The 25,546-nt window shown below is 70.9% G+C and carries 21 protein-coding genes; 1 reads left to right on the forward strand and 20 read right to left on the reverse strand.

The features are described from left to right. The 5 genes from LNW72_RS12185 to LNW72_RS12205 all read right to left on the reverse strand — a co-directional run bounded on the left by LNW72_RS12185 (position 1) and on the right by LNW72_RS12205 (position 4,396). Positions 1-1,581, reverse strand: a complete 1,581-nt coding sequence (locus LNW72_RS12185) for a Na+/H+ antiporter (protein WP_250975418.1) — start codon at positions 1,579-1,581, stop codon at positions 1-3. A gap of 58 nt (positions 1,582-1,639) precedes the next feature. After that, positions 1,640-2,089 carry a GNAT family N-acetyltransferase gene (locus LNW72_RS12190; RefSeq protein WP_250975419.1) on the reverse strand — a complete coding sequence of 150 codons (450 nt, stop codon included), beginning with the start codon at positions 2,087-2,089 and terminating at the stop codon, positions 1,640-1,642. After that, complete coding sequence (locus LNW72_RS12195) at positions 2,089-3,030, reverse strand: RluA family pseudouridine synthase (RefSeq protein ID WP_250975420.1); 942 nt, start codon at positions 3,028-3,030, stop codon at positions 2,089-2,091. Before LNW72_RS12195 ends, LNW72_RS12190 begins: the two co-directional genes overlap by 1 nt. A gap of 81 nt (positions 3,031-3,111) precedes the next feature. After that, positions 3,112-3,693: a signal peptidase II gene (gene lspA, locus LNW72_RS12200; RefSeq protein ID WP_250975421.1), complete on the reverse strand. Its 582-nt coding sequence runs from the start codon at positions 3,691-3,693 to the stop codon at positions 3,112-3,114. A gap of 109 nt (positions 3,694-3,802) precedes the next feature. Beyond that, complete coding sequence (locus LNW72_RS12205) at positions 3,803-4,396, reverse strand: TraR/DksA family transcriptional regulator (RefSeq protein ID WP_250975422.1); 594 nt, start codon at positions 4,394-4,396, stop codon at positions 3,803-3,805. A gap of 569 nt (positions 4,397-4,965) precedes the next feature. On the opposite strand from LNW72_RS12205, the gene ileS reads away from it, so the two are divergent. Then, positions 4,966-8,103, forward strand: a complete 3,138-nt coding sequence (gene ileS, locus LNW72_RS12210; protein WP_250975423.1) for an isoleucine--tRNA ligase — start codon at positions 4,966-4,968, stop codon at positions 8,101-8,103. A gap of 195 nt (positions 8,104-8,298) precedes the next feature. On the opposite strand, the gene LNW72_RS12215 is transcribed toward ileS, so the two are convergent. The 15 genes from LNW72_RS12215 to rsmH form a co-directional block, all read right to left on the reverse strand. Continuing rightward, positions 8,299-9,489, reverse strand: a complete 1,191-nt coding sequence (locus LNW72_RS12215; protein ID WP_250975424.1) for a DivIVA domain-containing protein — start codon at positions 9,487-9,489, stop codon at positions 8,299-8,301. Between the two features lie 49 nt (positions 9,490-9,538). Continuing rightward, positions 9,539-9,823, reverse strand: a complete 285-nt coding sequence (locus LNW72_RS12220) for a YggT family protein (protein WP_138356950.1) — start codon at positions 9,821-9,823, stop codon at positions 9,539-9,541. 62 nt (positions 9,824-9,885) lie between these two features. Further along, positions 9,886-10,482, reverse strand: coding sequence for a cell division protein SepF (locus LNW72_RS12225; protein WP_138356951.1), 597 nt, complete (start codon positions 10,480-10,482; stop codon positions 9,886-9,888). 64 nt (positions 10,483-10,546) lie between these two features. Continuing rightward, on the reverse strand, positions 10,547-11,266 hold the full coding sequence (locus LNW72_RS12230) for a YggS family pyridoxal phosphate-dependent enzyme (protein WP_250975425.1): 720 nt from the start codon (positions 11,264-11,266) through the stop codon (positions 10,547-10,549). A gap of 224 nt (positions 11,267-11,490) precedes the next feature. Beyond that, positions 11,491-12,720, reverse strand: coding sequence for a cell division protein FtsZ (gene ftsZ, locus LNW72_RS12235; protein WP_250975426.1), 1,230 nt, complete (start codon positions 12,718-12,720; stop codon positions 11,491-11,493). Positions 12,721-12,969: 249 nt separating this feature from the next. Continuing rightward, positions 12,970-13,752 carry an FtsQ-type POTRA domain-containing protein gene (locus LNW72_RS12240; RefSeq protein ID WP_250975427.1) on the reverse strand — a complete coding sequence of 261 codons (783 nt, stop codon included), beginning with the start codon at positions 13,750-13,752 and terminating at the stop codon, positions 12,970-12,972. A gap of 91 nt (positions 13,753-13,843) precedes the next feature. Further along, positions 13,844-14,938, reverse strand: a complete 1,095-nt coding sequence (gene murG, locus LNW72_RS12245; protein ID WP_250975428.1) for an undecaprenyldiphospho-muramoylpentapeptide beta-N-acetylglucosaminyltransferase — start codon at positions 14,936-14,938, stop codon at positions 13,844-13,846. Positions 14,939-14,944: 6 nt separating this feature from the next. After that, positions 14,945-16,336, reverse strand: coding sequence for a putative lipid II flippase FtsW (gene ftsW / locus LNW72_RS12250; protein ID WP_250975429.1), 1,392 nt, complete (start codon positions 16,334-16,336; stop codon positions 14,945-14,947). Between the two features lie 70 nt (positions 16,337-16,406). Beyond that, positions 16,407-17,843, reverse strand: a complete 1,437-nt coding sequence (gene murD, locus LNW72_RS12255; protein ID WP_250980123.1) for a UDP-N-acetylmuramoyl-L-alanine--D-glutamate ligase — start codon at positions 17,841-17,843, stop codon at positions 16,407-16,409. Positions 17,844-17,857: 14 nt separating this feature from the next. Then, positions 17,858-18,922, reverse strand: coding sequence for a phospho-N-acetylmuramoyl-pentapeptide-transferase (gene mraY / locus LNW72_RS12260; RefSeq protein WP_138356957.1), 1,065 nt, complete (start codon positions 18,920-18,922; stop codon positions 17,858-17,860). Next, on the reverse strand, positions 18,919-20,331 hold the full coding sequence (gene murF, locus LNW72_RS12265; RefSeq protein ID WP_250975430.1) for a UDP-N-acetylmuramoyl-tripeptide--D-alanyl-D-alanine ligase: 1,413 nt from the start codon (positions 20,329-20,331) through the stop codon (positions 18,919-18,921). The genes mraY and murF overlap by 4 nt, the downstream gene beginning before the upstream one ends. Beyond that, positions 20,328-21,974 carry a UDP-N-acetylmuramoyl-L-alanyl-D-glutamate--2,6-diaminopimelate ligase gene (locus tag LNW72_RS12270; protein ID WP_250975431.1) on the reverse strand — a complete coding sequence of 549 codons (1,647 nt, stop codon included), beginning with the start codon at positions 21,972-21,974 and terminating at the stop codon, positions 20,328-20,330. The genes murF and LNW72_RS12270 overlap by 4 nt, the downstream gene beginning before the upstream one ends. After that, positions 21,971-23,986, reverse strand: a complete 2,016-nt coding sequence (locus LNW72_RS12275; RefSeq protein ID WP_250975432.1) for a penicillin-binding protein 2 — start codon at positions 23,984-23,986, stop codon at positions 21,971-21,973. The genes LNW72_RS12270 and LNW72_RS12275 overlap by 4 nt, the downstream gene beginning before the upstream one ends. 50 nt (positions 23,987-24,036) lie before the next feature. Then, positions 24,037-24,528 carry a hypothetical protein gene (locus LNW72_RS12280; protein WP_250975433.1) on the reverse strand — a complete coding sequence of 164 codons (492 nt, stop codon included), beginning with the start codon at positions 24,526-24,528 and terminating at the stop codon, positions 24,037-24,039. Next, positions 24,525-25,454, reverse strand: a complete 930-nt coding sequence (gene rsmH / locus LNW72_RS12285) for a 16S rRNA (cytosine(1402)-N(4))-methyltransferase RsmH (protein ID WP_250980124.1) — start codon at positions 25,452-25,454, stop codon at positions 24,525-24,527. Before rsmH ends, LNW72_RS12280 begins: the two co-directional genes overlap by 4 nt. Positions 25,455-25,546 lie beyond the last annotated feature (92 nt).

Raw genomic sequence — 25,546 nt, forward strand, 5'->3', positions numbered from 1 at the left:
TCAGCGCACCGAGCGCAGGTCCAGCAGGCGCAGCACCCGGTCCACGATCTCCGGGTCGGAGCCGGGCTCGCTGCGGGCGGCCAGCACCTCGTGCCGGGCGGCCGACATCATCTCGGCCTGGACCCGCTGTATGACCCGCAGCCGCTCGGTGCGCTTGGCGTGCGACTCACGGCGGTCGTCGTCGACGATGTCGGGCGAGATCCGGGCCCCGAGGTCGAAGGCGCGCCGCTGGAGCATCTCCGACACCTCCTCGTGCAGCGGCTCGACCAGCTCGATCTCCCGCAGCCGCTGCTTGGCCGCCTTGGTGGCACGCAGCGCGAGCCTCCGCTCCAGGTCGTGCTCGGCGTCGATGTTGCCGCGCACCCCGAGCCTCCTGACCAGCCAGGGCAGCGTCAGACCCTGCAGGACCAGGGTGGCCAGGACGACCGCGAAGGCGATGAACAGCAGCTCGTCACGGGCCGGGAAGGGGCCGTCGTCCGAGGTCAGCGGGATGGCGAGGGCCAGGGCGACGGACGCCACGCCGCGCATCCCCGCCCACCACATGACGACGGTCTCCCGCCAGGTCATCGGGATGTCCTCGTCGTGCCGCTGGTCCCGCCACCTGCGGGCCAGCCAGGCGGCCGGCAGCAGCCACACCAGCCGGACGCCGACGACCACGGCGATCACCAGTCCGGCGTGCGAGAGCATCGAGCCCCAGCGGCCGGCGCCGACGGCGAACACGTTGTGCAGCTCCAGCCCGATGAGGCCGAACGCGACGCCGGTGACGAGGGTGTCGACGATCTCCCAGAAGGTGGTGCCGGCCAGCCGCGCCGTCACATCGTCCGCCCCGACGGCGTGCTCGGCCAGGAAGAGCGCGGTGGTGAGCACCGCGAGGACCCCGGAGCCGCCGAGCTCCTCGGCGAGGCCGTACGAGGCGAACGGGACCAGCAGCGTCAGCCCGATCTGCAGGGTCGGGTCCCCGACGATGCCCATCAGCTTGTTGGCGGCCCAGCCGAGCGCCATGCCGACCGCGACCGCGACCACGGCGGACAGCACCAGTTCGCCGGCCGCGTGCTCGGCGGAGAACTTCCCGGTCACGGCCGCGGCGATCGCCACGTGGTAGAGCACGATCGCGGTGACGTCGTTGAACAGCCCCTCGCCCTCCAGGATCGAGACCATCCGCCGCGGCAGCCCCAGGCTGCCGGCCACCGCGGTCGCGGCCACCGGGTCGGGCGGCGCCACCAGCGCGCCGAGCGCGACCGCGGCGGCGACCGTCACCCCGGGCACGATCGCGTTGGCGACGACCGCGACGGCCGCCGTCGTGACGAAGACCAGGGCGACCGCCAGCAGGAAGATCGCCCGCTTGTTGGCCGCGAACTGCCGCCACGAGGTGCGCTGCACGGACGCGTAGAGCAGCGGCGGCAAGACGACCGGCAGAATCAGATCGGGGTCGATCTGCACGTTCGGGATCTGTGGCACCAGGGCCAGCACGATGCCGAACAGGGTCATCAGGACCGGCGACGGGAGCCCCATCCGGTCGCCCAGCGGCACCATGACGATGGCCGCGAGCATGAGCGAGAAGAACAGGACGAGCTGGTCCACGGCGGGCGGCTCCTGGGACTCCTGGGAAGGGACGCCTCAGGGTGCCACAGGCGGGGCGTCAGCCCAGGGAGCGCCGCATGGCGCGGTGTGCGATGCCCGCGTCGGGGAACTCCGGCCCGAACGGGGTGTAGCCCAGCCGCTCGTAGAAGGCGATCGCGTGCACCTGCGACTCCAGGTAGACACCCGCGAGTCCGAGCCTGCGGGCCTCGTCCTCCAGCGCGGCGACCAGCCGGGCGCCGACGCCGCTGCCGCGCGCGGGCTTGAGCACCGCGAGCCGGCCGAGCACCGCGGTGTCCGGGTCGCCGCCGTTCTTGGCGGCGGCGTCGGCGCCCAGCAGCAGCCGTCCGGTACCGGCGGCCGGGGCCAGCGCGTGCACGGCCCGGTCGTCCTTGCCGTCCCACTCCAGCTCGGCCGGGACGTTCTGCTCGACGACGAAGACCTCGTGACGGATGGCGTGCACGGCCGCCATGCCGTCGGCGTCCTGCGCGTCGACGACCCGGACGTCCATCAGACGCTGTCCTCCCGGACGACGTCCAGGGCGCGCTGGAGATCGTCGGCGTACGCGCTCTCGAACTCCACCCAGCGGCCGTCCGACGGGTGCTCGAAGCCGAGCTTCACCGCGTGCAGCCACTGGCGGCTCAGGCCGAGCCGCTTGGACAGCGTCGGGTCGGCGCCGTACGTGAGGTCGCCGACGCAGGGGTGGCGGTGGGCGGACATGTGCACCCGGATCTGGTGGGTGCGGCCGGTCTCCAGCTTGATGTCGAGCAGGCTCGCGTGCCGGAACGCCTCGATGAGGTCGTAGTGCGTGACGCTGGGCTTGCCCTCGGCGATCACGGCCCACTTGTAGTCGTGGTTCGGGTGCCGGCCGATCGGGGCGTCGATGGTGCCGCTCATCGGGTCCGGGTGGCCCTGCACCAGCGCGTGGTAGCGCTTGTCGACGACGCGCTCGCGGAACTGCTGCTTGAGCAGTGTGTACGCGCGCTCGGACTTGGCGACGACCATCAGCCCCGAGGTGCCCACGTCGAGCCGGTGCACGATGCCCTGGCGCTCGGCGGCACCGGAGGTGGAGATCCGGTAGCCGGCGGCGGCGAGGCCGCCGATGACGGTCGTGCCGGTCCAGCCGGGGCTGGGGTGCGCGGCCACGCCGACCGGCTTGGAGATCACCACGAGATCGTCGTCGTCATGGACGATCACCATGCCCTCGACGGCCTCGGCCACGATCTGCACGGGCTGGGGCGGCGCCGGCATCTCGACCTCCAGCCAGGCTCCGCCGTGCACCCGGTCGGACTTCATCGCGGGGCTGCCGTCGATGGAGACCTTCCCGGAAGCAGCCAGCTCCGCCGCCTTGGTGCGCGAAAAGCCGAACATACGCGCGATGGCGGCGTCGACGCGCTCGCCTTCTAGGCCGTCGGGTACGGGCAGGGTCCGGGTCTCGGGAAGGGTACTCACCTGGTCGAGTATGACGGACGGCGGTGGCAGCTCCGTCCCGGCGGCCCGGACCCGGCGGCCGGCCGGCGGCCCGGCCGCGGCTCAGTCGCGGTGCAGGGTGCCGTCCGGGTCGAGGCCGCGGAAGGACAGCAGCACGATCAGGATGCCGCCGCAGACGATCGCGGAGTCGGCGAGGTTGAAGACCGCGAAGTGGGCGGGCGCGATGAAGTCCACCACATGCCCCTCCAGGAACCCCGGCGACCGGAAGACCCGGTCGGTGAGGTTGCCGAAGGCCCCGCCGAGCAGCAGCCCGAGCGCGATCGCCCAGGGCAGGCTGTAGAGCTTGCGGGCCAGCCGGGCGATCACCACGATCACCCCGGCCGCGATGATCGTGAAGACGATCGTCATGCCCTGGCCGAAGCCGAAGGCCGCTCCCCCGTTGCGGATCGCCTCGAGCCGCAGCCAGCTGCCGAGCAGGTCGATCGGGGTGTCGCGGTGTTCGAGGCTGGTGACCACCCAGAGCTTGGACAGCAGGTCCAGGGCGTACGCCAGCGCCGCCACCGTGAGCAGGAGGGCGATGCGCCGCTTGCCCCTGGGTGCGGTGAGCGGCGCCTCCTCAGGGGCTCCGGCCGCTGCCGTGGCCTCTTCGTCCCGTTCCTCGATGCCGTGCTCCGCTTCCGTCACGTGAGTCCCTCAGCCCTTGTGCAGCTTGTGCCGGCCAGGCCGGATCCTGGCTGTTGACGAGGGTACGTCACACCCGCGCGCGGGGTTCCCCCCGGCCGGGGGCAGGGGTTCAGCGACGCTCCTGCCGCTGCTTGCAGTCGATGCACAGGGTCGCCCGCGGGAAGGCCTGCATCCGCGCCTTGCCGATCGGGTTGCCGCAGGACTCGCAGCGGCCGTACGTGCCCTCGTCGAGCCGCTCCAGGGCGTGCTCGGACTGGGCGAGCATCTCGCGGGCGGTCGCTGCCAGCGACATCTCGTGCTCCCTGGTGATGTTCTTGGTGCCGGTGTCGGCGTCGTCGTCACCCGCGCCGCCCCCGGAATCGCGCAGCAGCCCCGCCACCGACGCCTCCGAGGACGCGATCTCGGCCCGCAGCCGCTCGGCCTCCGCGAGCAGCTCGGCACGGGCCTCCAGGACCTCGGAGGCGGACCAGGGGTCCTCCCCCGGCCGGACCGGGAGCACGCCGGGCTCCCCGGCCGCCCGGGAGGCGGGAACCGCGGACGCGACCGTACCGGCCGCCGTCTTCTTCGCAACCACCTTTTTGGCTCCCGTCTTCTTCACTGCCGCGGTCTTCTTCGCCACGACCTTCTTCACGGCCTTCTTGGCGGCGGTGGCCGCCTTCTTCGCCGGTGTCGTCTTCTTGGCGGCGGTCTTCTTCACGACCATGGCCGCGACCCCTTCACATTTTGTGATCTTGCTCGCGAATCGTGCCGGAACGGTAAAACGGCTCCGGACCCGCGGCAACGGGGCACGCCGCTTGATCCCCCCGTCACGCCCGGTGGGCCGACAGGTCTGCATCCTGTGTGCCCAGGTGTTCCACCAGGTATTCCGGTATTCACCGGTAGTGACGCCGGACGGCCGGACTTCGGTTGTCTTCATCAGGCCATTCGGGTCAGTGGGACCCGCCCCGCCGACCCGCGGAACCGGGCCGACAGGGCGGCCCCCGGCCCCGTACACTGGCCGCAGCGAAAGGCGTGGAAAGGGACGAGTAGCGCCGCACGCAGCCAAGAGCGACCCGGGGACGGTGGAAGCCCGGGGGTGTGCGCGACGCGAAGATCACCCCGGAGCCGCCGGAGGAAAGCCGCAGGGCGAGTAGAACCGGCATCGCGGCCCCAATCAAGGGGGTCCAGGGGGCGCCGCCTCCCGGGCCAAGAAGGGTGGTACCGCGGGAGCCCAGGCTCTCGTCCCTTCGTCGGAACACGGAAACACGTGACAGTCCGCCGGAGGCACCACCGATGACGCCGCAGTACCGCCAGGTACCCGCCCAGGTCGACCTGCCCGCTCTCGAGCACGAGGTGCTCGGCTTCTGGAGCGAGAACAAGATCTTCGCCCGCTCCCTCGACCAGTCCGAGGGGCTGCCCGAGTGGGTGTTCTACGAGGGCCCGCCGACCGCCAACGGCATGCCGGGCGCGCACCACATCGAGGCCCGCGTCTTCAAGGACGTCTTCCCCCGCTTCAAGACCATGCGGGGCCACCACGTGACCCGCAAGGCCGGCTGGGACTGCCACGGCCTGCCCGTCGAGCTGGCCGTCGAGAAGGAACTCGGGTTCACCAGCAAGCAGGACATCGAGGACTACGGCATCGCCGAGTTCAACGCGAAGTGCCGCGAGTCGGTGACCCGCCACACCGACGCCTTCACCGAGCTGACGACCCGCATGGGTTACTGGGTCGACCTGGACGACGCCTACCGCACGATGGACCCGCAGTACGTGGAGTCCGTGTGGTGGTCGCTGAAGCAGATCTTCGACAAGGGCCTGCTGGTCCAGGACTACCGCGTCGCCCCCTGGTGCCCGAAGGACCAGACGGGCCTGTCGGACCACGAACTGGCGCAGGGCTACGAGACGATCGTCGACCCCTCCGTCTTCGTCCGCTTCCCGCTGACCTCGGGCCCGCTCGCGGGCGAGGCCGCCCTCCTGGTCTGGACGACCACCCCCTGGACCCTGGTCTCCAACACCGCCGTCGCCACCCACCCCGCGGTCACCTACGTGGTGGCGACCGACGGCGACGAGAAGCTGGTCGTCGCCGAACCGCTGCTGGAGAAGGCCCTCGGCGAGGGCTGGACCGCCACCGGCGTCAGCTTCACCGGCGCCGAGATGGAGCGCTGGACGTACGAGCGCCCCTTCGACTTCATCGAGATCCCGGACGCGCACTACATCGTCAACGCCGAGTACGTCACCACCGAGGACGGCACCGGTCTGGTCCACCAGTCCCCCGCCTTCGGTGAGGACGACCTCAAGGTCTGCCGCGCCTACGGCCTCCCCGTGGTGAACCCGGTCCGCCCCGACGGCACCTTCGAGCCGGAGGTCCCGCTCGTCGGCGGCGAGTTCTTCAAGAAGGCGGACGAAAAGCTGGTCGCGGAGCTCCAGCGCACCGGCCGCCTCTTCCGCCACGTCCCGTACGAGCACAGCTACCCGCACTGCTGGCGCTGCCACACCGCGCTGCTCTACTACGCGCAGCCGTCCTGGTACATCCGCACCACCGCCGTCAAGGACGCGATGCTGCGCGAGAACGAGAAGACCAACTGGTACCCGGATTCGGTCAAGCAGGGCCGCTTCGGCGACTGGCTGAACAACAACGTCGACTGGGCCCTCTCCCGCAACCGCTACTGGGGCACCCCGCTGCCGGTCTGGCGCTGCGAGGAGAACCACCTCACGTGCGTGGGCTCCCTCACCGAGCTGTCGGAGCTCACGGGCACCGACCAGAGCGGTCTGGACCCGCACCGCCCGTACATCGACGAGATCACGTTCTCCTGCACCGGCGAAGGCTGCGAACTCACCGCCGTCCGGGTCCCCGAGGTCATCGACGCCTGGTACGACTCGGGATCGATGCCGTTCGCGCAGTGGGGCTACCCGCACCGCAACAAGGAGATCTTCGAGAAGAGCTACCCCGCGCAGTTCATCTCCGAGGCGATCGACCAGACCCGCGGCTGGTTCTACACGCTGATGGCCGTCGGCACCCTGGTCTTCGACCGGTCCGCCTACGAGAACGTGGTCTGCCTGGGCCACATCCTCGCCGAGGACGGCCGCAAGATGTCCAAGCACCTGGGCAACACCCTGGAGCCCATCGCGCTCATGGACCAGCACGGCGCCGACGCCGTCCGCTGGTTCATGGCGGCCGGCGGCTCGCCCTGGTCCGCCCGCCGGGTCGGCCACGGCACGATCCAGGAAGTGGTCCGCAAGACCCTCCTCACCTACTGGAACACCGTCGCCTTCCAGGCCCTGTACGCCCGCACCGCCGGCTGGACCCCCAGCGCGAGCGACCCGGCCCCGGCCGACCGCCCGCTGCTGGACCGCTGGCTGCTGGGCGAGCTGCACGCCCTCACCCGTGACGTCACCGAATCCCTGGAGTCGTACGACACCCAGCGCGCGGGCAAGCTGCTCTCGTCCTTCGTCGACGACCTGTCCAACTGGTACGTCCGCCGTTCGCGCCGCCGCTTCTGGCAGGGCGACGCCGCCGCGCTGCGCACCCTGCACGACGTGGTCGAGACGATCACCCGCCTGATGGCCCCGCTCACGCCGTTCATCGCCGAGCGGGTCTGGCAGGACCTCGTCGTCCCGGTCACCCCGGACGCCCCGGACTCCGTCCACCTCTCCTCGTGGCCGGCCGCCGACGAGTCCGCGATCGACCCGACCCTCTCCGAGCAGATGCTGCTCGTCCGCCGCCTGGTGGAACTGGGCCGCGCGACCCGCGCCGAGTCCGGCGTCAAGACCCGCCAGCCGCTCTCCCGCGCCCTGGTGGCCGTCGCCGGCTTCGAATCCCTCGACCCGGCGCTGCACACGCAGATCACCGAGGAACTCAACGTGCTCTCCCTCGCCTCGCTCTCCGAGGTCGGCGGATCCCTGGTCGACACGACGGCCAAGGCGAACTTCCGGGCGCTCGGCAAGCGCTTCGGCAAGGGCGTCCAGGACGTCGCGAAGGCCGTCGCGGCCGCCGATGCGGCGGCGCTCTCCGCGGCGCTGCGCGACGGCACCGCCACCGTCGAGTTCAACGGCGAGCGGATCCCGCTCTCCGCGGATGAAGTGATCATCACCGAGACCCCGCGCGAGGGCTGGTCGGTGGCGTCCGACTCCGGCGCGACCGTCGCCCTGGACCTGGAGATCACCCCCGAACTCCGCCTGGCGGGCCTGGCCCGCGACGCGATCCGGCTGATCCAGGAGGCCCGCAAGAACTCGGGCCTGGACGTGGCGGACCGCATCGCCGTCCGCTGGCAGTCCGCGAGCGACGACCTGACCACCGCCCTGACCGAACACGCCACCCTGATCGCCGACGAGGTCCTGGCAACAGACTTCGCCGCCGGCGACCCGGACCACACCTACGGCCAGCCCTTCACGGACGACCAACTCGGCCTGACCTTCCACCTGCGCAAGCAGTAAGAACGACCGAAGGCCGCCGCCCAACCCTTCCAGGGTTGGGCGGCGGCCTTCGCCATGTGCCGGAGCGGGCTCGAACGCGAGGGGCCGGCCCCGACCTCGCACCGGCCCGAAGCGCGCAAAACGGGCCGGGCCCCAAGGGAGCAAACTCCCCAGGGGCCCGGCCCGATGCTTACCGCTCAGCTCAGCGGCAAGCGACTAGTTGTCGTCCTCGTCGATCAGGAAGCCACGCATCGGCGTAGGCGCCTGCTGCAGCGGCTGCGGGCTCTGCGGCCGCACCGGAGCCATCGGCTGCGTCATGGCCGGAGACATCTGCTGCTGACCGCCGTACGTCGGGTTCGGGCCGCTGTGGCCCATGCCCTGGTTCCCGTACGCCGGGTTCTGGCCGGTGTTGTGGCCCATCGCACCGGCACCGGCCGGAGCCATGCCACCGCCCATGGATCCACCCATCGTGCCGCCGCCCATGGAGGACGGAGCGGGCAGCGACGCGGCGGCCGGGGCGCGCGGCGGAGCCAGCGAGTCGTCCGCCTGGGTCTCCAGCTGGCGCAGCTGGCTCTCCAGGTAGGACTTCAGACGGGTCCGGTACTCGCGCTCGAAGCCGCGCAGGTCCTCGACCTTGCGCTCCAGCGTGGCGCGGGCGGACTCCAGCGAGCCCATCGCGACGCGGTGCTTCTCCTGCGCGTCCCGCTCCAGGGCGTCAGCCTTGGCACGGGCGTCCCGCTCCAGACCCTCGGCGCGGCTGCGTGCCTCGCCGACGATCTTGTTGGCCTCGGAACGGGCCTCCGCGATCGCCTGGTCGGCGGTCTGCTGCGCCAGCGAAAGAACCCGGGCCGCGCTGTCGCCGCCGGGCGACTGCTGCTGCATGGGGTGACCCTGCTGCTGCATCGGATGCTGCTGCTGCATCGGATGCTGCTGCTGCATCGGGTGCTGCTGCTGGCCCATCGAGTTCTGGCCCATCGGACCCTGACCCATCGGGTTCTGGCCCATCGGGCCCTGACCCATGGGGCCCTGGCCCATCGGACCGGGACCGTGCTGCTGCTGGGCGCTCGGCCCGGCAGGCAGCTGCAGTGCGCCGGACTGCTGCTGGGGCTGCCCCATCTGCTGGGGCGGACCCATCTGCTGCGGCGGCACGGGCTGCGGTCCGGATATGGCCGCGGGGACCGGACGGTCCTGCGACTCCGGCTTGCGCATGCCCTGCTGCTGGTTCTGGGCGGCGGCTCGGGTGGCCGCGGCCAGTTTGGCCCGCAGGTCCTCGTTTTCTCGTAGGAGCCTGGTCAGCTCTCCCTCGACCTCATCGAGGAAGGCGTCGACCTCGTCCTCGTCATAACCTTCTCGGAGGCGGACGGTCGTGAACTGCTTGTTCCGCACGTCCTCGGGGGTCAGCGGCATCTCTTCACCTCAACGTGATCGTCGACATATCGGGAGTCCGCATCGTTCATCACAGACTCCCGACAACGCGGAGCAGGATGAGCACGATGATCATCAATACGAAGAAGGACAGGTCGAGCGCCACGCCCCCGAGACGCAGCGGCGGAATGAACCGCCGCAGAAGCTTGAGTGGCGGATCGGTGACGGTGTAGGTGGCCTCAAGGACCACCACCATCGGCTTCCCAGGTTGCCACGAGCGCGCGAACTGGAAGACGTAATCCATCACCAACCGGAAGATCAGCACGATCAGGAAGCACATCAGCACGATGTAGAGCACCTGTAGTGCGTAGCTCATCGCGCGTCCCTCTCCCCTGCTCGCCTTCGGCCTGGTGGCCGGATTTCCTCGGTGTGTGGTGCTCAGCTCTGGTTGAAGAACCCGCCCTCGGCGATGCGGGCCTTGTCCTCCGCCGTGACATCGACGTTAGCAGGCGACAGCAGGAACACCTTCTGCGTCACCCGCTCGATGCTGCCGTGCAGGCCGAAGACCAGGCCGGCGGCGAAGTCGACAAGACGCTTTGCGTCCGTGTCGTCCATCTCCGTCAGATTCATGATCACCGGTGTGCCCTCGCGGAAGTGTTCCCCGATGGTACGGGCTTCGTTGTACGTGCGGGGGTGAAGTGTGGTGATCCGGTAGGGCTCACGCTCGGACACGACCTTGGGCATGATCACCGGTGCGTTCTTCTCCATGCTGTGACGTTCGGGTGTGATGGACGCCACTGGGGCGATCCGCGGTTCGCGGGGCGCCGGCGCATGGACGAGTCGTGCCGGTTCGTCCCGTTGTGGCTGGTGCTGGGCGAGCTCATTGTGCTGATTGTGCTGACTGCGTGGCCTGTGGTTGCGCTCAGGCTCCGGCTCGGGTTCGAACTCGTCGTCGGGATCGAATCCCGGGCCGTCGTACCCGTCGTCCTCCACGAGGCCGAGGTAGACCGCCATCTTGCGCATCGCGCCGGCCATGCTCTGCGTCCTCTCAGCGGGGAAAGACCATATTTATTGCTGTGGTCCGACTTGTTTGGTGACGTTACCGGAGCCCGGGACGGACTCCGAGTACCGCAGTACCGACGCGTACATGTGTCGCTCCCGCCGCCACCGCCTGCTCCAGGTCGGCGCTCATCCCTGCCGAGACCATGGTGGCAGCCGGATGGGCCGCGCGCAGGCCGGATGAGATTTCCGCCAGCCGATCGAAGGCGGCGCGTGGTTGGCCCCGGTACGGGCCGTCGAGCGGAGCGACCGTCATCAGCCCGTCGAGCCGGAGGCCCGGCGCCGCCGCGATCGCGTCGGCGAGGCCGCCGACGACGTCGGGCGCGACTCCGCCCCTGCTGCCCTGGGTCCCTGACTCGGCGTCAAGGGCCACCTGGACCAGACAGCCCACCTCGCGGCCGCGGGCGACCGCCGCGGTGGACAGCGCGCCGACCAGCCGGAGCCGGTCGACGGAGTGCACGACATCGGCGTAACCGACCACGGAACGGACTTTATTGGTCTGCAACTGGCCCACGAAGTGCCAGGTCAGCGGCAGATCCGCGCACTCGGCCGCCTTCGGGGCGGCGTCCTGGTCGCGGTTCTCCGCGACCTGCTGAACGCCGAGTTCCGAGAGAAAACGCACATCGCTCGCGGGGTAGGTCTTGGTGACCACCACGAGCGTCACGTCCTTGCGGTCGCGGCCCGCCGCGTCGCACGCGGCGGTGATGCGCTCCTCGACCCGGGCCAGATTCGCGGCCAGTTGGGCCTTGCGATCCGTCACTGCCTCGCTCACGTTCCTTCAGTCGATCCGATGGTACGAACATGGGATATCTCACCCGTAGCCGTCTCGAATCGGGCGAGTTGGGCGGATACACAGCGAACGGCGCTCATCGCGCCCCTTCCTGAGGAGGGACGAAATGCGCGCCGTTCACCGAGGGGCCGAACCCGGCCACTTCACGAACAAGAGGACAAGAAGGTCACTTCACCCGAGGAACTGAGGGAAGCTCACTTCAGGAAATCGGGTACGTCCAGCTCTTCCGCCGCGGAGTCCTGGTACGGACGGGCCGGCGGCACGTGCGGCGGGGCAACGGGAGTCGCCGGTACTTCATTGGAGGGGCCGACGGGCTCCGGCTCCTCGGCGCGGACCGGCACACTGCCGAGGCCGCTGTAGGAGGTCGGGCGCGGGGCCTCGGCCTGGTTGCCGACCCGGGCGGGGCCGGTCGCGGGGGCCTCCTCGCGGGCGCCGTACGCGCCGAGCACCTTGTCGCGGCTGCCCTTGGGCGGCGGCTGGCCGCCGTCGAAGCCGGCCGCGATGACGGTGACCCGGACCTCGTCGCCGAGCGCGTCGTCGATGACCGCGCCGAAGATGATGTTGGCCTCGGGGTGCGCGGCCTCGCTCACCAGCTGAGCCGACTCGTTGATCTCGAACAGGCCGAGGTCGGAGCCGCCGGAGATGGAGAGCAGCACGCCGCGGGCACCGTCGATGGACGCTTCGAGCAGCGGCGAGGAGATGGCCATCTCCGCGGCCGCGACCGCGCGGTCGTCGCCACGGGCCGAACCGATGCCCATCAGGGCGGAACCCGCTTCAGACATCACGGACTTCACATCGGCGAAGTCCAGGTTGATGAGACCCGGGGTGGTGATCAGATCGGTGATCCCCTGCACGCCGGACAGCAGCACCTGGTCCGCGGACCGGAACGCGTCGAGCACGCTGACCTGGCGGTCCGAGATGGACAGCAGCCGGTCGTTGGGGATGACGATGAGAGTGTCGACATTGTCGCGGAGACCGGCGATGCCGTCCTCCGCCTGGTTGGCGCGGCGGCGTCCCTCGAAGGTGAAGGGCCGGGTGACCACACCGATCGTCAGGGCGCCCAGCGAACGGGCGATGTTGGCGACCACGGGTGCGCCACCGGTGCCGGTGCCGCCGCCCTCGCCCGCGGTGACGAAGACCATGTCGGCGCCCTTGAGCACTTCTTCGATCTCTTCGCGGTGGTCCTCGGCGGCCTTGCGGCCGACATCGGGGTTCGCGCCGGCGCCGAGGCCGCGGGTGAGTTCGCGGCCGACGTCGAGCTTGACGTCGGCGTCGCTCATCAGGAGGGCCTGCGCATCGGTGTTGATCGCGATGAACTCGACGCCCTTGAGACCGACCTCGATCATCCGGTTGATGGCATTGACGCCACCGCCGCCGATTCCGACGACCTTGATGACTGCGAGGTAGTTCTGCGGTGCTGCCACGTCGAAGGCCTCTCGCCTCGAGTTACGTATGCCTGTGGGACGGTCGGTACGTTCGCCGGTGCTGCCCCGAACCCTAACGCTGAGGTTTAGGGTTACCAGTATGCCTGTCCCATGCGTTCCTTGGGACAGGACACTAAGTCGACAAGCGGTGTGCGTTCAACGAACACGCCGAACCTCCCGTTTTTCTTTTGACCCTATGTGATCACGGCCCGGTCGGGCGAACCAGGGGGCGAACCGGGATACCCGTCGTCAACTTCCCGATGCCGCAGGGGCGCTGGGAGCGCTTACATCGAATCTGTTCGCGTTTTTCGCGGCCTTCATCAGAGCGATCAGCACCGACGCCTTCTGCGCACCCTCTTCGGAGCTCCCCCACACCACGGTCCGGCCGCCGGACAGTTCGACGATGACGCTGTCATAGGACCGCATCCTGATGACACGGGCATCCTTGCGGACGGAATCGGGGAGACTCGCGGAGACTTCGACGGCCGCCCGCAGCAGGCTCTTTGTTCCGAAGTGGAGAAGGCTCGGAGACTGATCCGGAGTCAATTCCACGAGAGGCGCACCGGCCGGCGCGGTGACGACGGTGGCGAAACGTACGCCTTCCGCGTCCACTTCGATGAACTTTTCGCCGCTCTTCAGTACCGCGGAAGGCGTTCTCTCGGTCACTTTCAGACCGATGCCGTGCGGCCAGTCCCGTTCGACGGTCACCTCGGCGATCCGCGGCAGGGCGGCGAGCAGCCGACGTTCGACGGCGCCGGTGTCGATCGAGGCGAGCGGGCCCCCGAGCGGTACGGCCGCGGCGGCGCGCACCTCGTCGGCGGTGAGCACCTTGGTGCCGCTGACCGTGACGTGCCGCGCGCGCAGCCAGGACGAGCCGTAGACCAGCCATGTCCCGGCGGCGGTCAGCACGGTGACGAGGACGAGCAGGATCAGCACGGCGCGGCGCGCGCGCCTGCGGCGGGCGGGCGTGCGACGCGCGGGGGCGGTCGGCTCCGCCTTCTCGCCGCGTTCGGCGGTGGTCGGTCCGGCCATGCGTTCGCCCCTTCCTGCGCCCTGGCCGCCCCCGGAAGCTGACCGGGGACGCCCCTGGGCGGGCTTGCTGTCCAAGCCCGCCGGGGGGCTCCTATCCTGCCCGGCGGGCGGCGATCGCCTCGTACACCATGCCGACCAGCAGGTCGTCGGCGTCGGGGCGGCCGAACTCGGCGGCGTGCCGGGACATCTCGTACAGCCGGTGCGGATCGGTGAGCACCGGGAGGACGTTGCCGATGACCCAGTCCGGGGTCACCTCCGCGTCGTCCACCAGCAGCCCGCCGCCCGCCTTGACCAGCGGCTGGGCGTTGAGGCGCTGTTCGCCGTTGCCGATCGGCAGCGGGACGTAGGCGGCCGGCAGGCCGACCGCGGACAGCTCGGCGACGGTCATCGCGCCGGCCCGGCAGAGCATCATGTCGGCGGCCGCGTAGGCGAGATCCATCCGGTCGATGTACGGAACCGGGCGGTAGGGCGGCATTCCGGGCATGTTGTCGGCGACCGGAAGTTCGTTCTTCGGGCCGACGGCGTGCAGGATCTGGACGCCCGACTGCTGCAGTCGCGGGGCGACCGTGGCGATCACCTCGTTCAGCCGGCGGGCCCCCTGGGAGCCTCCGGAGACCAGCAGCGTCGGAAGGTTCTGGTCGAGGCCGAAATAGGCCCGCGCCTCGGCGCGCACGGCGGCCCGGTCGAGGGTGGCGATCGTCCGGCGCAGCGGGATGCCGATGTAACGGGCGTTGCGCAGCTTGCTGTCCGGGCTGCTGACGGCCACGCCGTGGGCGTAGCGCGAGCCGATCTTGTTGGCGAGGCCGGGGCGGGCGTTGGCCTCGTGGACGACGATCGGCACACCGAGCCGCTTGGCGGCGAGATAGCCGGGCAGCGCGACGTAGCCGCCGAACCCGACGACCACATCGGCCTTGGTGCGTTCCAGGATCTGCTCCGCGGCCTTGATGGTGCCGCGCAGCCGTCCGGGGACGGTGATCAGTTCGGGCGTGGGGCGGCGTGGCAGCGGAACGGCCGGGATCAGCGCCAGTTCATAACCGCGCTCCGGGACGAGCCTGGTCTCCAGGCCCTTCTCCGTGCCGAGCGCTGTGATTCCTACGGTCGGGTCCTGCCTGCGCAGGGCATCGGCGAGCGCGAGCGCAGGCTCGATGTGGCCGGCGGTCCCCCCACCGGCGAGTACGACATGCACCGAAATTCACCGCTTCCCGGACGGCCGTCCTTTGACGAACCGTCTCATCGTCCGTGACATCACCCCGGGTCCGCGCACGGCCAGTGCCGCTCGCGCCCCGGGCTCACTCCTTGCGAAGGAGATGAGCAACCCGATCGCGAACATCGTCGGCAGGAGGGCCGAACCTCCGTAGGAGAACAGCGGAAGCGGGACTCCGGCGATCGGCAGCAGGCCGAGCACCGCACCAATGTTGATCACGGCCTGAGCCGTGATCCAGGTTGTCACGCCACCCGCTGCGAACCTGACGAAGGGGTCCTCCGTACGACCGGCCACGCGGATACCCGCATAGCCTAGGGCCGCGAAGAGGGCGAGAACCGACAGCGTCCCCGCGAGACCCAGTTCCTCCCCGGTGACGGCGAAGATGAAGTCGGTGTGCGGCTCGGGCAGTTCGCCCCATTTTTCCATACTCGCGCCCAGTCCGGAACCGAACCAGCCACCGGATGCGAGGGCGTAGATCCCGTGCACGGCCTGCCAGCACTGGTCGTTGGTGCCCGGATCGCTCGCCGCGATGCAGCCGAGCCGTGACATCCGGTTGGGGCTGGTCTTGATGGCCAGGAACGCGAGGAAGGCCGCGCCGGAAAGCACTCCCACGAACAACCGGGTGGGCGCACCGGCCAGCCAGAGCAGGCCGAAGAGAATCGCGGTGAGGATGATCGTGGTGCCCATGTCGCCGCCGAGCATGATCAGGCCGAGCACCATGAATGTCACGGGCACCAGGGGCACCAGCAGGTGCTTCCACTGGATGAGCAGGTTCTTGTCGCTCTTGCGGGCCAGCAGGTCGGCGCCCCACAGGACGAGTGCGAGCTTGCCGAATTCGCTGGGCTGCAGCTGGAAAGGCCCGCCGAGAGAGATCCAGTTGGTATTGCCGTTGACCGTTTCCCCTATTCCCGGCACCTGGACCAGGCACATCAGGAAAACGGCGCCGAGCAGCAGCGGATACGCCAGCGCGCGGTGCAGCTTGACGGGCATCCGCGCCGCGGAGATCAGCAGCACGGTGCCGATGGCGGCGGCCAGCAACTGCTTGCGGAAGTAGTACGTGGAGGGGTAGCCGTAGCGCAGCGCCTGGATCATCGACGCGGAGTAGACCATCACCAGCCCGAGAACGGTGATGAGCAGGCTTCCGCCGAGGATCAGGTAATACGCGGTGAGCGGCCGGTCCCAGGCCGCCTGGAGGCGGTCGTGGAGCCTGCGTGGGCCCCCCAGGGGGCCGGACCGCCGGGTCCTGGTCTCCTTGCGTGCCGGAGCGGGTGCGGCGGGCCTGGCGGGGCCCGCAGCGACGCGCTTGGCGGGCAGCACGCGGGCTGCCCCTTCCCGGGAACGGCGCTCCACGCCGCGGGCGGCGGAACGGTCGGCCGTCATGCGTCCCCTCCAGTGGTGCGGCGCCGGGGGTTCACGACCTGGGGGTCGTCAGCGGCGCGGGGACGCCCGGCTACTTGTCGTGTCCCGCGCTCTCGGGTACCAGGGCCCGCACGGCCTCGGCGAATGCCTCGCCACGCTTGCCGTAGTTGGTGAACATGTCCATGGAGGCGCAGGCCGGTGCCAGCAGAACCGTGTCACCCGGCCGGGAGAGCTCCCTCGCCGCCTCCACCGCCGCGGCCATCGCCCCAGTGTCGGTCCGTTCCAGGTCGGTGACCGGGACCTCGGGGGCGTGTCGCGCGAGCGCTTCGCGGATCAGCGCGCGGTCGGCGCCCATCAGCACCGCGCCGCGCAGCCGCGGGGCGGACCTGCGGACCAACTCGTCGAACGTGGCGCCCTTGGCGAGGCCGCCGGCGATCCACACGATGGACTCGTAGGCGGCCAGCGAGGCCTCGGCGGCGTGCGTGTTGGTGGCCTTGGAGTCGTCCACGTAGGCGACGTCGTCGACGGTCTCCACGAGGGCGATGCGGTGGGCGTCGGGCCGGAAGGCGCGCAGCCCGTCGCGTACGGCGGCCGGTTCGACGCCGAAGGCGCGAGCCAGCGCCGCGGCGGCCAGCGCGTTGGCGATGTTGTGCGGGGCGGGCGGCTGGACGTCGGAGACTTCCGCGAGCTCCTGGGCGTTCTTGTGCCGTCCCTCGACGAAGGCGCGGTCGAGCAGGATGCCGTCCACGACGCCGAACTGGGACGGGCCCGGGCTGCCGAGGGTGAAGCCGATCGCGCGGGCGCCCTCCTCGACGTCGGCCTCGCGGACCAGTGCCTCGGTCGCCGGGTCCGCGGTGTTGTACACGCAGGCGACCTGGTTGCCCTCGTAGATCCGGCCCTTGTCGGCGGCGTACGCCGCCATGGAGCCGTGCCAGTCCAGGTGGTCGGGCGCCAGGTTCAGCACCACCGCGGAGTGCGGCCTGACGCTGGGCGCCCAGTGCAGCTGGTAGCTGGACAGCTCGACGGCCAGGACGTCGTACTTCTCCTCGCCGAGCACGGCGTCCAGGACCGAGACGCCGATGTTGCCGACGGCGGCGGTCCGCAGGCCGGCGGCCTTGAGGATGGCGGCGAGCATCTGGACGGTGGTGGTCTTGCCGTTGGTGCCGGTGACCGCCAGCCACGGCGCTGGATTCTTGTCGGCCCCGCCACGCAGCCGCCAGGCCAGCTCCACATCGCCCCACACCTCGACACCGGCCGCCTCGGCGGCCGCGAAGAGCGGGCTCGTGGGCTTCCAGCCCGGTGCGGTGACGACGAGCCCGGTGCCTTCGGGGAGGGTGTCGCCGTCGCCGAGGCGCACGGTGACGCCCAGCTCCCGCAGCCCCTCGGCCTCGGCCCGCTCCCGCTCGCCGTCGCCGCTGTTCACGACGGTGACGACGGCGCCCAGGGCGTGCAGCGCCCGTGCGGCCGGGACGCCGGAGACGCCCAGGCCCGCGACGGTGACGCGGACGCCCGCCAGTTCTGTTGCCACCGGGTGCGGCGCTGTCACGAGGCGGCCACCCAGCCGGCGTAGAACAGGCCGAGGCCGATGGCCATGCACATGCCCTGGATGATCCAGAAGCGGACCACGACCAGGACTTCGCTCCAGCCCTTGAGTTCGAAGTGGTGCTGGAGTGGCGCCATCCGGAAGACCCGCTTGCCGGTGAGCCGGAAGGAGCCGACCTGGATGACGACGGAGAGCGTGATGAGGACGAACAGGCCGCCGAGGATCGCGAGCAGCATCTCGGTGCGCGAGCAGATCGCCAGGCCGGCGAGCGCGCCGCCGAGGGCCAGCGAGCCGGTGTCGCCCATGAAGATCTTGGCCGGTGAGGTGTTCCACCACAGGAAGCCGAAGCACGCGCCCATCAGGGCCGCGGCGACGACCGCGAGGTCGAGTGGGTCCCTGACCTCGTAACAGGCGCCGTTGGCGCTGAGCGGGGCGCCGCACCACTGGCCGTACTGCCAGACGCCGATGACGGTGTAGGCGGCGAAGACCATCACGGACGCGCCGGTGGCCAGACCGTCGAGGCCGTCGGTGAGGTTCACACCGTTGGACATCGCCAGGATCATGAACAGCGCCCAGATGACGAAGATCACTGGACCTATCGTCCAGCCGAAGTCCTGGGTGAAGGACAGCTTGGTGGAGGCCGGGGTCTGGCCGCGCGAGTCGGAGAAGTTCAGCGCCAGGACCGCGAACGCGATGCCGACGATGAGCTGGCCGCCCAGCTTCGCCTTGGCCCGCAGGCCCAGGCTCCGCTGCTTGACGATCTTGATGTAGTCGTCCAGGAAGCCGACCAGACCGAGTCCCGCGGTCAGGAACAGCACCAGCAGACCGGACATGGTCGGCCGCTCGCTGGTGATGACCTTGGTCGCGGCATAGGCGACCAGGGTCGCCAGGATGAACGAGATGCCGCCCATCGTCGGAGTGCCGCGCTTGCTGTGGTGCGCCTTCGGACCGTCGTCACGGATCATCTGCCCGTAACCCTTGCGGGCCAGCAGCCGGATCAGCAGCGGAGTGCCGATCAGCGACAGGAAGAGACCGAGCACACCGGATACGAGAATCTGCTTCATCGCGCGGCGACCTCACCTTCGGTGCCGTCGAGCAGCGCCAGCGCCACGCGCTCCAGTCCGACCGACCTAGATGCCTTCACCAGCACGACGTCCCCCGGGCGCAATGCGCTGCGCAGCAGGTCGATCGCCGTCTCCGCGTCGGACACGTGCACCGACTCCTCACCCCACGAACCCTCGTTCTTGGCGCCCATATCCAACCAGGCGGCTTCCAAGCCGCCCACGGCCACGAGCTTGCTGACGTTGAGCCGGACGACCAGTCGCCCGACCGCGTCGTGCTCGGTGAGGGACTCCCCACCGAGTTCGGCCATCTCGCCGAGCACCGCCCACGTACGGCGCCCGCGCCCCATGGCGGCGAGCGCGCGCAGAGCGGCTCTCATGGAGTCGGGGTTCGCGTTGTAGGCGTCGTTGACGACCGTCACGCCGTCGGGCCGCTCGGTGACCTCCATACGCCAGTGCGAAAGGGTTCCCGCGGCGGAGAGCGCGGTGGCGATCTCCTCGACGGGCATGCCCAGTTCACCGGCGACGGCGGCCGCGGCGAGCGCGTTCGACACGTGGTGCTCACCGTACAGGCGCAAGGTCACTTCGGCGCACCCGGTGGGTGTGCGGAGTGTGAAGAGCGCCTGACCTCGGTCGTTGAGCCGGACATTCTCCCCGCGGACCTCGGCTTCGGCCCCTTCGCCGAAGAGCACGACGCGGGCCGAGGTGCGCGAGGACATCGCGCGCACCAGCGGATCGTCGGCGTTGAGGACCGCCACTCCGCCCTGTTCCGCGGCGGGCAGCGACTCGACGAGTTCGCCCTTCGCGATGGCCGTTTGATCGCGGCCGCCGAACTCACCGATGTGCGCGGCCCCGACGTTCAGGACGACGCCGATCCGCGGCGGGGTCAGCTCCGTCAGATACCGGATGTGGCCGATGCCGCGGGCGCCCATCTCCAGCACCAGGTGCTGGGTGGACTCGTCGGCGCGCAGCGCGGTGAGCGGCAGCCCGATCTCGTTGTTCAGCGAGCCGGGTGTCCACACCGTGGGAGCGTGCCGTTCCAGCAGTTGGGCCATCAGGTCCTTGGTGCTGGTCTTGCCGGCCGAACCGGTGAGGGCGACGGTGGTCGCGCCGAGCCGGGCGATGACGGTCCGGGCGAGGGCGCCGAGCGCGGCCACGACGTCGTCGACGACGATCGCGGGCACGCCGACGGGGCGGGAGGCGAGTACCGCCACCGCTCCGTCCTTCACGGCGCCCACCGCGTAGTCGTGGCCGTCCACACGCTCGCCGGCGAAGGCGGCGAACAGCGCGCCGGGCACCACCTCACGGGAGTCGATGACCACGGGGCCCGTCACGCGCGTCCCTGGTTCCGGTATGTCGTGCATGCTCCCGCCGACCGCGTCGGCGACCTCGGCGAGGGTGAGTGGGATCACAGCTGTTCCTGGTCCTTCTCGATGGCGGCGCGCAGTACTTCCCGGTCGTCGAAGGGGCGTACCACTCCGGCGATGTCCTGGCCCTGTTCATGGCCCTTGCCCGCGACCAGCACGATGTCGCCGGGCTCGGCCCGGGCCACCGCGATGGCGATGGCGGCGGCCCGGTCGGGCTCGACGATGACGTGCCCGCGTTCGTGGGCGGGTACTTCGGCTGCTCCGTTCAGCATCGCGGCGAGGATCGCGAGCGGGTCCTCGGAGCGCGGGTTGTCGGACGTCAGTACGGCGGTGTCCGCGAGCCGCGCGCAGGCGGCGCCCATCGGGCCGCGCTTGTGCTGGTCGCGGTCGCCGCCGCAGCCGAGCACGGCGTGGATGCGGCCCTCGGTGGTCTTGCGCAGGGCGCGCAGCACGGACTCGACGGCGTCGGTCTTGTGGGCGTAGTCCACGACCGCGAGATACGGCTGGCCCGCGTCGACGCCCTCCAGCCGGCCGGGCACCCCGGGGACGGCGGCGACGCCGTCCGCGGCGGTCTGCGGGTCCATTCCGGCGATGACCAGCGCGGTGATCGCGGCGAGGGTGTTGGCGACGTTGAACGGGCCGGGCAGCGGGGCGGCGGCCCGTGCCGTCTCGCCCTTGGGCCCGGTGACGGTGAAGGTGCTGCCCAGCGGGCCGGTCTCGACGTCCGTGGCGCGCCAGTCGGCGTCCAGGTCCCCCTCGGCGGAGAACGTGGTGATGGGGACCCCGGCCTCGGCGACGAGCCGGCGGCCGTACGCGTCGTCCAGATTGACGACGCCGACCCGGCTGCGCTGCGGTGTGAACAGCCGCGCCTTCGCCTGGAAGTAGTCCTCCATGTCCGTGTGGAATTCCATGTGCTCGGGACTGAGGTTGTTGAAGACCGCCACGTCGAAGACGGCGCCGTCCACCCGGCCGAGCACCAGCGCGTGGCTGGAGACCTCCATGACGACCGACCGGACGCCCCGCTCGTGCATGACGGCGAACAGCGCCTGGAGGTCGGTGGCCTCGGGAGTGGTGCGCTCGCTCTTGATCCGCTCGTCGCCGATCCGCGACTCGACGGTGCCGATGAGGCCGGTGCTCCTGCCGTGCACGGCCCGCAGGCCGCCCTCGACGAGATAGGCGGTGGTGGTCTTGCCCGACGTTCCGGTGATGCCGATCTGCAGCAGGTCCTCGCCCGGTTCGTCGTAGATCCAGGCGGCCAGCGCGCCCATCCGGGCGCGTGGGTCGTCGACGGTCAGGACCGGCAGACCGGTGGCCGCCGCGCGCTCGGTGCCCGCCGGGTCGGTGAGGATCGCGACGGCGCCCAGGTCCGCCGCCTGGGCGGCGAAGTCGGCGCCGTGGAAGCGGGCGCCGGGCAGCGCCGCGTAGACGTCGCCGGGGCGGACCGCCCGGGAGTCGTGGGTGATGCCGGTGGCGGGGGCGCCGTCCGCGGGCGGCTCCGCACCGAGCCGCGCGGCCAGCTCCGCCAGCGCTTTGGGTCGGACTGCGGACGGGCGGGGCGCGCCCGGCTGCTTGAGGGGGGACTGATCAGCTTTTGGCACGGCGGTGAGGTTACCGGGCTGGCCCCGGTCGGGGCCAAAAGACCCCCGGTCCCGGCCGGGTCGGTCGCCGTCGGATGTGATCGTTGTCACCTCTTCGATGGGTCGAACTCGACGGGCAGGTGCGGTGCCTCCGTGCCGGAGGGCGCGGCCTGCAGGGATTTGAGGGCGAATTCCATGACCTGCTTGAAGACCGGGCCGCAGATCTGGCCGCCGAAGTAGCTGCCGCTGGTCGGGTTCTGGATGACGCAGGAGACGGTGACCCGGGGGTTGTCGGCGGGTGCGAAACCCAGGAACGAGGCCGTGTACCCCTTGTACCGGCCGGTGACCGGGTCCACCCGGTTGGCCGTGCCGGTCTTGCCCGCGACCCGGTATCCGGCGATCTGCGCCTTGTTCCCGGTGCCCTGTTCGTCGCCGACCACGGACTCCAGCATGGTCGCCAGCGTCTTGGCGGTCTTCTCGCTGACCACCCGGGACGTCTTGGGCGCCTCGGACGGTACGAAGCGGCCGTCGGGACCGGTGATGCCGCGGATCAGGGTGGGCTCCACGCGGACGCCGCCGTTGGCGACCGTCGAGTAGACCGAGGTGGCCTGCAGGGCGTTGAGCGACAGTCCCTGGCCGAACGGGATCGTGTACTGCTGGGAGGCGTTCCAGTTCTGCGGCTTGGCCAGGATCCCGCGGGTCTCGCCGGGGAAGCCGAGCCCGGTGGGATCGCCGATCCCGAACTTCTTCAGATACGAGTAGAGCACCGCGTTCGCCTGCGCCTGGGTCTTGCCGAGCTGGCCGGTCGCCAGGATCGTGCCGATGTTGCTGGACTTGGCGAGCACCCCGTTGAGGGTCAGCGACCAGGTGCCGTGGTCCACGTCGTCGTGGAAGATCCGGTCGGCGCGCGGCAGGGTGCCGGGGACCGTGACGTGGGTCTCCGGGGTCGCGACGCCCTGGTCCAGGACCGCGGCCATCGACATCAGCTTGCTGACGCTGCCGGGCTCGTAGGCGTCCTGGACGGCCGCGTTGCCGAGCGCGTTGGCGCTGGCGTGCGTGAGGTCGTTCGGGTCGTAGCCGGGGGCGTTGGCCATCGCGAGGATCTCGCCGGTGCGGGTGTCCTGGACGATGACGTAGCCGCGGTCCGCCCGGGATTTCTGCACCTGTGCGGTGATGGCGCTCTGCGCCGCCCACTGGATGTCGCGGTCGATGGTCAGCTGCACGTCGGAGCCGGGCACGGCGGGGTGCTCCTGGACTCCGGCGGTCGGCACCTGGCGGCCGCTGGACTGGGCGTAGCGGATCCTGCCGGCCTCGCCCGCGAGCTCCTGGTTGAGCATCGCCTCGAGACCGCCGCCGCCGGCGCCCTCGCCGTTGACGAAGCCGATCACTCCGGCCGCGAGGTCGCCGCCGGGATAGACCCGCTTGGTGTGCGGATCGCTGAAGACCCCGGCCAGTACGTTGACGCCGCCCTTGGTCTTGGCGGCCTTGTCGTTCAGCGCCCGCTTGAGGTCCTTGATCTGGTTCCAGACCTGCGGGGACTGCTGTCTGGCGATGACCTGGTAGCGGGAGTTCGGGGTGGCGAGCTTCCTGGCGATGGTCCTGGCGTCGCCGCCGACGATCGGCGCGAGGAGCTCGGCCGCCTGCGCGGGCGCGTCCGTGGTCTTCGTCTGGGCGGAGGTGAACAGGAACGGGTCCGCGGTGATGTCGTACGCGTCGACGGTCGTCGCCAGGTCGGTGCCCGACCGGTCGGTGATGGTCCCCCGGTCGGCGGCGACGGTGTGCGAGACCCAGCGGTTGACGGCGGCCTTGGCCGCGTACGCGGGCGCGTCGACGGCCTGCACCTGCAGCAGCCGGACGACGAACGCGAGCATCACCAGCGTCAGCGCGACGCTGACGAGCCGCAGCCGGGGCTTGGGGCGGCCCAGCCGCAGCGGGGCCGGCGGGCGGGGCGGGCGCGGGCGGCGGGCGGCGGGCCGGCGGGCGGCGCCCGGGGCGGGACGGCCCGGCCTCCTGGCGTCCTGCGACCGCTGTGAGCCCTGTCCGGCCGCGCCCGGCGCCCCGGCCTTCCGGGGCCCGCCGGGGCCCGGCAGCCGCCCGCGCTGCGGGCGCCTCGGCTCACTCATGCGCACCGTCCCCCGGAGCGGTGCGCAGGATGCGGGGACTGGTCACGAGGTCACCTGCCCGTGGTCTGGGAAGTCTGGGAGCCGTGGGGGGTCCGCGGGGACCCGCCGCCGGACGGCTTCGTGGTGGAGGTGCCGTTCGTGGTGGGGGCGTTCGTGGTGGGGGCGTTCGTCGTGGGGGCCGTGGTCGGCGGCGCCTGGGTGCGGACGGGTGCCGCGGTCGGCGCGGCCTCGGCCTCGGTGGGGTCGCCGCGCACCGTGCCGTCCGGGTTCAGGAAGGCGGGGTTGCCGCCGGGCACCATGCCCAGCTCACGGGCGCGGCGGTCGAGCGCGTCGGGCGCCTTGTACCGGTCCACGTCCTGCTGGAGCGCCTGCTCCTCGTCGGTGTACGTGGTGGTGTCCCTCTGCAGCCGGTTCAGCTCGAAGGAGTCCTGGTTCACGGCCCCGTTCAGCAGGAGCAGCGAGATGAGGCCGCCGGCCAGCAGCGCCACCACCAGCAGCACGAACGGCGCGCGGGCCGCCGTGGCCGACCGGGCCGCCCTCACAGGGCCTCCTCGCGGATCCGTTCCGCGCCGCGCAGCCGGGCCGGGGCGGCGCGCTTGTTCTCCGCGATCTCCTCCTCGGTCGGCAGTTCCGCGCCGCGGGTGAGCAGCTTCAGCCGGGGCTGGTACTGCTCGGGCACCACGGGCAGGCCGGGCGGCGCGGTGTTGGCCGCGCCCGCCGCGAACGCCTGCTTGACGATGCGGTCCTCCAGCGACTGGTACGACAGCACGGCGATCCGGCCGCCGACCGCGAGGGCGCCGATCGCCGCGGGGATCGCGCCCTCGACCGCCGCGAGCTCGGCGTTGACCTCGATGCGCAGCGCCTGGAAGGTGCGCTTGGCGGGGTTGCCGCCGGTGCGCTTGGCCGCCTGCGGGAGCACCTCGCGGATGAGGTCGACCAGCCGCGCGCTGTTGGTGAACGGTTCCTTCACCCGCTGCTTGACGACCGCGTCGACGATCTTGCGGGCGTACTTCTCCTCGCCGTAGGTGCGCAGGATCCGCACCAGGTCGCCCGGCGGATAGGTGTTGAGCACCTCGGCGGCACCGATGCCGGTCGTCTGGTCCATCCGCATGTCGAGCGGGGCGTCCTGCGCGTAGGCGAAGCCGCGGTCCGCCTCGTCCAGCTGCATGGACGAGACGCCGAGGTCGAACAGCACGCCCTGGACCCTGGGGATGCCGAGCCGGGCCAGGACGTCCGCCAGCTCGTCGTAGACCGCGTGCACCAGCGTGGCCCGGTCGCCGAACGGCGCCAGGCGCTCGGCGGAGAGCTTGAGCGCGGCGGGGTCGCGGTCGATGGCGACCAGCCGGGCCGACGGGAACGTGGTCAGCAGCGCCTCGCTGTGGCCGCCGAGTCCCAGCGTCGCGTCCACGACCACGGCGCCCGGTTCGGCCAGCGCGGGAGCCAGCAGGTCCAGGCAGCGGCGCAGCATCACCGGCACGTGCTTCGCGGGGGCGGCCCCGGTGGGCTCAGCACCCTCCGTGGTGGCGGCGGGCTCGGTGGTGGGGTCCGCGGGGGCGCCAT

The organism is Streptomyces sp. RKAG293, assembly GCF_023701745.1.
Classification (GTDB): Bacteria; Actinomycetota; Actinomycetes; order Streptomycetales; family Streptomycetaceae; genus Actinacidiphila.

What these genes read in the sequence shown, in the direction of transcription:
- LNW72_RS12190 (WP_250975419.1), bottom strand. Translation starts at nt 2,089, where the DNA reads ATGGACGTCCGGGTCGTCGACGCGCAGGACGCCGACGGCATGGCGGCC.
- LNW72_RS12205 (WP_250975422.1), bottom strand. Translation starts at nt 4,396, where the DNA reads ATGGTCGTGAAGAAGACCGCCGCCAAGAAGACGACACCGGCGAAGAAG.
- ileS (WP_250975423.1), top strand. Translation starts at nt 4,966, where the DNA reads ATGACGCCGCAGTACCGCCAGGTACCCGCCCAGGTCGACCTGCCCGCT.
- LNW72_RS12215 (WP_250975424.1), bottom strand. Translation starts at nt 9,489, where the DNA reads ATGCCGCTGACCCCCGAGGACGTGCGGAACAAGCAGTTCACGACCGTC.
- LNW72_RS12220 (WP_138356950.1), bottom strand. Translation starts at nt 9,823, where the DNA reads ATGAGCTACGCACTACAGGTGCTCTACATCGTGCTGATGTGCTTCCTG.
- LNW72_RS12225 (WP_138356951.1), bottom strand. Translation starts at nt 10,482, where the DNA reads ATGGCCGGCGCGATGCGCAAGATGGCGGTCTACCTCGGCCTCGTGGAG.
- LNW72_RS12240 (WP_250975427.1), bottom strand. Translation starts at nt 13,752, where the DNA reads ATGGCCGGACCGACCACCGCCGAACGCGGCGAGAAGGCGGAGCCGACC.
- ftsW (WP_250975429.1), bottom strand. Translation starts at nt 16,336, where the DNA reads ATGACGGCCGACCGTTCCGCCGCCCGCGGCGTGGAGCGCCGTTCCCGG.
- mraY (WP_138356957.1), bottom strand. Translation starts at nt 18,922, where the DNA reads ATGAAGCAGATTCTCGTATCCGGTGTGCTCGGTCTCTTCCTGTCGCTG.
- LNW72_RS12275 (WP_250975432.1), bottom strand. Translation starts at nt 23,986, where the DNA reads ATGAGTGAGCCGAGGCGCCCGCAGCGCGGGCGGCTGCCGGGCCCCGGC.
- rsmH (WP_250980124.1), bottom strand. Translation starts at nt 25,454, where the DNA reads ATGCTGCGCCGCTGCCTGGACCTGCTGGCTCCCGCGCTGGCCGAACCG.